At 69.5% G+C, this 6,448-nt stretch carries 10 protein-coding genes; 8 read left to right on the top strand and 2 right to left on the bottom strand.

What is annotated here, in order from left to right; genetic code table 11:
• The 3 genes from VGB60_RS07210 to VGB60_RS07200 form a co-directional block, all read left to right on the top strand.
• Nucleotides 1-184 (top strand): hypothetical protein (locus VGB60_RS07210; protein WP_331037590.1); only part of this gene is annotated, 184 nt, incomplete at its 5' end.
• An 85-nt stretch (nucleotides 185-269) separates the two neighbouring features.
• Complete coding sequence (locus tag VGB60_RS07205; protein ID WP_331037589.1) at nucleotides 270-506, top strand: DUF6894 family protein; 237 nt, start codon at nucleotides 270-272, stop codon at nucleotides 504-506.
• A 111-nt stretch (nucleotides 507-617) separates the two neighbouring features.
• Nucleotides 618-791 carry a hypothetical protein gene (locus VGB60_RS07200; protein WP_331037588.1) on the top strand — a complete coding sequence of 58 codons (174 nt, stop codon included), beginning with the start codon at nucleotides 618-620 and terminating at the stop codon, nucleotides 789-791.
• A gap of 171 nt (nucleotides 792-962) precedes the next feature.
• Here the strand turns inward: VGB60_RS07200 and uvrC are convergent, their stop codons facing one another.
• Together uvrC and VGB60_RS07190 are read right to left on the bottom strand one after the other, a co-directional pair.
• A complete protein-coding gene (gene uvrC, locus VGB60_RS07195; RefSeq protein ID WP_331037587.1) occupies nucleotides 963-2,846 on the bottom strand; it encodes an excinuclease ABC subunit UvrC in 1,884 nt (627 codons plus the stop codon).
• A 328-nt stretch (nucleotides 2,847-3,174) separates the two neighbouring features.
• Nucleotides 3,175-3,612: a DMT family transporter gene (locus VGB60_RS07190; RefSeq protein ID WP_331037586.1), complete on the bottom strand. Its 438-nt coding sequence runs from the start codon at nucleotides 3,610-3,612 to the stop codon at nucleotides 3,175-3,177.
• 51 nt (nucleotides 3,613-3,663) lie between these two features.
• Between VGB60_RS07190 and VGB60_RS07185 the strand changes: the two genes are divergently transcribed.
• From VGB60_RS07185 to VGB60_RS07165, 5 genes are all read left to right on the top strand, one after another.
• Complete coding sequence (locus tag VGB60_RS07185) at nucleotides 3,664-3,810, top strand: hypothetical protein (protein WP_331037585.1); 147 nt, start codon at nucleotides 3,664-3,666, stop codon at nucleotides 3,808-3,810.
• On the top strand, nucleotides 3,803-4,564 hold the full coding sequence (locus VGB60_RS07180) for an SDR family oxidoreductase (RefSeq protein WP_331037584.1): 762 nt from the start codon (nucleotides 3,803-3,805) through the stop codon (nucleotides 4,562-4,564). The genes VGB60_RS07185 and VGB60_RS07180 overlap by 8 nt, the downstream gene beginning before the upstream one ends.
• Nucleotides 4,565-4,567: 3 nt before the next feature.
• Complete coding sequence (gene folB, locus VGB60_RS07175) at nucleotides 4,568-4,972, top strand: dihydroneopterin aldolase (RefSeq protein WP_331037583.1); 405 nt, start codon at nucleotides 4,568-4,570, stop codon at nucleotides 4,970-4,972.
• Between the two features lie 64 nt (nucleotides 4,973-5,036).
• Nucleotides 5,037-5,747 carry a hypothetical protein gene (locus tag VGB60_RS07170; protein WP_331037582.1) on the top strand — a complete coding sequence of 237 codons (711 nt, stop codon included), beginning with the start codon at nucleotides 5,037-5,039 and terminating at the stop codon, nucleotides 5,745-5,747.
• Between the two features lie 11 nt (nucleotides 5,748-5,758).
• The gene (locus VGB60_RS07165; protein ID WP_331037581.1) at nucleotides 5,759-6,184 is read left to right on the top strand and encodes a hypothetical protein; all 426 of its coding nucleotides are present in this window, start codon (nucleotides 5,759-5,761) and stop codon (nucleotides 6,182-6,184) included.
• The last annotated feature ends 264 nt before the right edge of the window (nucleotides 6,185-6,448 follow it).

Here is a 6,448-nt window from a genome sequence, read left to right as displayed (position 1 = left end):
GATGAACGACCCGCTCGCGGCCTATGAGGCCCCACCCCGAGTCACGCCCATGGACGGAGAGATCGTCATCATCGGCGAAGGCGTCAGCGCCTCCTACACGCCTGAAGCCGCCCTGGTTCTGGCACAACGGCTGTTGCACGCGGTCGAGCAAGGCAGCGATGGGCCGCCCCCGACCCTTCAGTAGTCGGGGTCCACGGCGCCACTGAAGCGCGCCGGCGACGAACATCATATGTTGTGGAACGGCGTCGCTGTGACTCTAGGTTTGCTCAATGCCCCTCTACTACTTTCACATCAACAATGATGACGTCACCGAGGACTTCGAGGGCACGGAACTGGCTGACGACGCGGCGGCTCGCGCCTACGCCATCGCTGCCGCACGCGCCCTCGCCGCCGAGACGGTGCATATGGGTCACCTCGGACTGAGCCACCGCATCGAGGTCGAGAGCGCCGACCGCGAGAAGGTCATGACCGTCACCTTCGCGGAAGCGGTTGAGATCAGACCGTAGGTGTCGGGGCGGGCTTGCGGACCTTGGCGGTCTCGGGCGTCGCGTTTCAACAGCCGACCTCGGCGTATCTTTCCCGCATGAGCCGACTCCGGCGGAACCGTTGAAGCTTCAATGGCTTACACGGGCATGTCCAACCTCCCGCCCGCCCACACCGACCCCGGCGACATGGACCCCGACGACATCCGGAAAGCGAGGGGCAGCGGCGCGCCCAGCTTCGGGCCGTGGCTGGTCATCCTGGTGATCCTGCTGGTCGGGGCCGCGGCCTTCGTCGCATTCGCGCTCTGAACGCATCCGGTCCGACTTCACCTGAGCGTCACCGAACTACACGGAACGTTGCCTGCGAAGGGCCATTCACGAAGGTGAACGGTCGTTGGTTGGAACAGCCCCGTTCGGTTTACCCGGATAGTCCCTCAGAGCCCCCGTCGCCCCTCATGCGGCGGGGGTTTCCGCGCGCCCCTATCGGGCCGCGGGATGAAAGAAGCCGTAGATGCGCTCCGCCAGCGGTTGGTTGATGCCCTCGACCTTGACCAGATCGGCCACGGAGGCGCGGCCGACGCCCTTGGCCGAGCCGAAGGCGTGAAGCAGGGCGCGTTTGCGACCGGGACCGACGCCTTCGATCTCGTCGAGCGGGTTCTTCTTGATGTCCATCGAACGGCGAGTGCGGTGGGCGCCGTTGGCGAAGCGGTGGGCCTCGTCGCGCAGCCGCTGGATGTAATAGAGCGCCGGCGACTTCACCGGCAGCATGAAGGGCGGCTTGCCCGGCATGAAGAACCGTTCCAGCCCCGCGTCGCGGTCCGGGCCCTTGGCCACGCCGACGGCGGTGATGTCGTCCAGCCCGAGGTCGGCCAGCACCGCCAGCACCTCGGCCAGCTGCCCGGCGCCGCCGTCGATCAGCAGCAGGTCGGGACGGACCACCTCCTCGCCCGCGTCCTCGTCCTTGACCAGCCGCGAGAAGCGCCGGCGCATGACCTCGCGCATCATGCCGTAGTCGTCGCCGGGGGTCAGGTCCTCGCCGCGGATGTTGAACTTGCGGTACTGCGACTTCTGGAACCCTTCAGGAGTCGCGACGATCATGCCGCCGACGGCGTTGGTCCCCTGGATGTGCGCGTTGTCGTAGACCTCGATCCGCTCGGGCCGCACATCCAGTCCGAACGCCTCGCACACCTCGTCGAGGATTTTACCCTGGGCCGAACCCTCGGCCATCTTGCGGCCCAGCGCCTCGCGCGCGTTGGTAAGGGCGTGGTCGACCAGCGACTTGCGGTCGCCGCGCATCGGCCGCTCGATCGAGACGACGCGGCGACCGTCGGCCTCCTTGGCCTTCATCGAGAAGGCCTCCTCCAGCAGCTCCAGCTCGTGCGGCCGGACGTTGGACAGGATCAGGCGCGGGACCGGCTTGTCCTCGTAGAACTGGCCGAGGAAGGCGGCGAGGATTTCGGGATCGGTGTCGCTGCGGTCGACGCGCGGGAAGTAGGCGCGGCCGCCCCAGTTCTGGCCGCCGCGATAGAAGAACACCTGCACGCAGGCCTGACCGCCCTCCGAGAACAGGGCGAAGACGTCGGCCTCGGCCACGCCCTCGGCGCTGACGGAATTCTCCATCGAGATGGCCGAGAGGGCGCGGATGCGGTCGCGGACGCGGGCGGCCTGTTCGAAATCCATGGCCTCTGCGGCGGCCGTCATCTCCTGCGATAGCCGGGCGATGACGGCGCGCGACTTGCCCTTCAAAAAGGCCGAGGCCTCGCCGACCAGCTCGCCGTAGTCCTCCAGCGAGATCAGGCCGGTGCAGGGCGCCGAACAGCGCTTGATCTGGTGCAGCATGCAGGGCCGGGTGCGGGTCTCGTAGACGCTGTCGGAACACGACCGCAGCAGGAAGGCCTTCTGCAGGGTGGTCAGGGTCCGGTTCACGGCCCAGGTCGAGGCGAACGGTCCGAAATAGTCGCCGGGCGTGGTGTGGGCTCCGCGATGCTTGCGGACCTGCGGCGCGCGGTGGTCCTTGCGGATCATCAGCTCGGCGAACGACTTGTCGTCGCGCAGCACCACGTTGAAGCGCGGCTTCAGCTTCTTGATGAAGTTGGATTCCAGCAGCAGGGCCTCGGTCTCCGAAGCCGTCACCACCAGCTCCATCGAGCGGGTCAGCGACACCATCAGGCCGATGCGCTGGGTGTGGAAGCGGCCCTGGGCGTATTGCAGGATCCGCTTCTTGATGGACCGCGCCTTGCCGACATACAGGCAGACGCCGTCCTCGCCGTACATGCGATAGACGCCCGGCTTGTCCGGCGCCCGCCGCGCCTCGTCGCGGATCAGCTCGGCGCCCTGCTGTGCGGAAACGGTCTCCTCGGTCATCGGCTTCGATATAGGCGCAGAGTGGTGGTCAGATCAGGGGAATCTTGGCGGGCGGGGGACATTTTCCGGCGGCGGGGCGGGGGGTTGGCATCGCTGGTTCGTCACGAAGAACACAAAGGAACACGAAGGACACCAAGCGTCTTGCGGGGCTGACAGACCCGGCTCTTCGCCCGTCGGTACCGAATGCGGCGTACGCCGCGATATTGCGACGGGAAGCGACCACCGATCTCGACCACCTCTCCGGTCCCTTCGTGTTCTTCGTGTTCCTTCGTGTTCTTCGTGACGAACCCGCTCTCGCGGACACCCCACCGAACTCCGGTGATCGTCCTCAGAACCGCCGCACCATCAGCACCCCCGCGATCACCAGAGCGACCCCGGCGGCGCGGCCCCAGCTGATCGGGGAGCGGGGGGCTCCGAAGGCGCCGAAGTGGTCGAGGAGGAGGCCGACCAGCAGCTGGCCGGCGACCATCAGGGTGATGGTAAGGGCGACCCCGAGACGCGGCACGCCCCACGCCGCGGCGACCACGAAGATCGCGCCGTACAGGCCGCCGATCCAGATGTACCAGGGCAGGGCCCGCGTCGCCGCGATATCGGGCCGGGCCTGCAGGATCATGGCGACGATCCCCAACGCCGCCGTGCCCACGGCGAACGAGACGAAGGCGGCGTTCACCGGCGAGCCGACGGCCGTCATCAGCTTGGCGTTGGTCGGCGCCTGCAGCGCCGTCGCGCCGCCCGCCAGCACGACCGCGATCATGGAGAGGAGCATGGGGTTCATTCCGCCTCGCTAGCCGGTTTTCGCCGTCGCTGCATCGGGAAGATGCCGCGCGCGTTCTTGAACCTACGCGCGCGTCGCTCTATTGCGGCCCCAACAAGGAGCGTTCCCATGCTGGCCCTCTACATCATCCTCGGCTTCGTCGCGGTTCTGGCCGCCATCAACTATTTCGAGTTCGGCCGGGTTGACTGATCTGCCCGCCCGTTCCGGAGCGGCGCTGGTCACCGGCGGCGGCAAGCGGATCGGGCGCGCCATCGTGCTGGAGCTGGCCCGAGCCGGCTTCGACGTCGTCATCCACTATCGCTCATCCCCTGACGCGGCCGAGGCCGTCGCCGCCGAGGCGCGCACGCTGGGCCGCCGGGCCGCGACCATCCGCGCCGATCTGGCGGTCGAGGGCGAGGTCGCCGGGCTGATCGCCGCGGCGTCCGCCGCCATCGGCGCGCCGCTCGCCGTCTTGGTCAACAACGCCTCGGTGTTCGAGGACGACCGGGTCGGGTCGCTGGGGCGCGAGACCTGGGACGCCCACCTCGAGACCAATCTGCGCGCGCCCATCGTGCTGGCCGAGGCCTTCGCGGCGCAGGCGCCGGACGGCTCGACCATCGTCAACCTGCTGGACCAGCGGGTGCTGAAGCCGGACCCGCGCTTCTTCTCCTACGCCCTCTCACGCAACGGCCTGTGGTGGGCGACGCGGACGCTGGCGCAGGCGCTGGCGCCCCGCATCCGCGTCAACGGCGTCGGCCCGGGCCCCACCCTGCCCTCGATCCATCAGACCGACGCCGATTTCGCCGCCGAGGCCGCGGCCGTGCCGCTGCAGCGCGCGGGCAGCCCGGAAGCCGTGGCCGCCGCCGTGCGCTGGCTGGTGGACGCGGAGATGGTGACCGGCCAGATGATCGCCGTCGATGGGGGCCAGCATCTGGCCTGGCGCACGCCGGACATCGTGGAGTAACCCGTGACCGCAGCCCCCCTTCCCTTCCCCGCCCCCGAGGGCTCGGCCGACGCCCCGCGCATCGAGGCTCTGACGGTGTTCGTGCGCGGCCTGACGGTCGAGGCCGGCATCGGCGTGCACGATCACGAGCTCGGCCGGCTGCAGCCGCTGGTCATCGACGTGACGCTGGAGCTGACGCCCGCGCCGGTCGAACGGCTGGGCGACACGGTGAATTACGAGACCGTCGCCGCCGCCGCCCGCGCGATCGTGGCCGAGGGCCACGTAGGCCTGGTGGAGACCTTCGCCCAGCGGCTGGCGCTCGCCTGTCTGGCCGACCCGCATGTGCGGCGTTGCCGGGTCCGGATCGATAAGCCGGGCGCGCTGGCGGGCGCCGTCGCGCCGGGCTGCGAAGTCGTGCTGTCGCGCTGACCGCACGGTTGCGCGGGAAGCGGCGCGCCGTCATACCTGAGCCCCTGACGACAAGGACCCGTTGATGGCCGAACCGGGCGATCCCTCGAACCCAGACGATCACGACGACGACCTGATCGGCTTCGCCTCGCCGGCGTCGCTGCAGGGCCGCGCGCGCGCCGCCGAAGAGGCGCCGACCGCCGCGCCGCCCCGGCTGAGACCCGCGATCCGGCCCGCCGTGGCGCAGCCCCAGATCACCGCCCCCGATCCCGAGGCCGACCTGTTCGCCACGCCCTCCGACGCCGTCCACGCCGCCTGGAGCCAACCCGTGGCCGAGGCGGCCGCTCCCAAAGTCATGACCGAGCCCGCTGCCGCCCCGCGCTCCGTCGGCCCCGATGCTGTGTTCCAACGCGCGCCCGAGGGAGAGCCGCGCCGTCGGCGCCGGAACCCGGCGTCCGACCTGCCCGGCGGCGGCATGGGGCTGTACGCCATCTACGCCCTGATCCTGTTCGCCGTGCCGACGGTAGGCGTGTCGGCGGTGATCGGCCTGCTGGCGACGCGGCAGGAGCCGCCGGCGGGTGCGCTGGCCGCCTCGCACTTCCTCTATCAGCAGCGCACCCTGCGCGCGGCGGGAGTCGCCGCCCTCGCCGGCCTGGTGCTGCTGGCCCTGCCGTTCGCGCTGGGCGTGCCGATCCTGTTCCTGCTGGCGCTGTGGGTGGTGCTTCGCGGCGCCTCGGGCGTCTGGTTGCTGAAGTCGGGCCGCCCGATCGAGAACCCGCGCGGCTGGTGGATCTGACGGAGAGCGCCATGGCCGAAGCGACCCCTGACAAGACGCCCGTCGTCCGGCCCCGGCTTGAGCCCGGCCACGAATCGGAGGGCCGTCCGGCGGCCCTGATCGTCTGGGGGCTCTACATCCTGTCCCTGCCCAGCGCCAACCTGCTGGTGATCGTCGGCCTGATCGTGGCCTACGCCGCACGCAGCGGCGCGACAGGCCTGCCGCGTCAGCACATCGACGCCCAGATCGGCCTGTTCTGGTCGGTGTTCTGGTGGACGATCGGGCTGTGGATCCTGATCGCCGTCTGCGTCGCCAGCATCGCCGCGGCCCCGGTGCTGGGTCTGGTGCTGGTTCCCGCCGCCATCATCCTGGGACTGGGCCTGCTGTTCCTGACCATCTGGTTCACGATCAAGAGCATCATCGGCCTGATCAACCTGTTGGGAGACCGCGCGCCCTGAACGCCGGAGCGCGGCATCGAGGCCACACTCGTCGGGATTCGGGGGTCGCGCTTGGAACAAGCGCCGAGTTTCTCGTGTTCGCTGTGTCCGCTGGCTGACACGAGTGACCGACATGACCGACCTTCGCGACGTCCGATCCGAGCAGAAGTTCGAGCAGGGGTTCGTCGACGAACAGGGCGAGACCCGCACCGTCTTCGCGGACTACGCCGTGCAGGGCGACACCCGGATCATCCTGCACGTCGAGGCCGATCCCGCCCTGCGCGG

It is taken from the genome of Brevundimonas sp. (genome assembly GCF_036399195.1).
Classification (GTDB): Bacteria; Pseudomonadota; Alphaproteobacteria; order Caulobacterales; family Caulobacteraceae; genus Brevundimonas.
The sequence above is the reverse complement of the archived record's forward strand: the minus strand, read 5'-3'. Positions and strand labels throughout refer to the sequence as shown.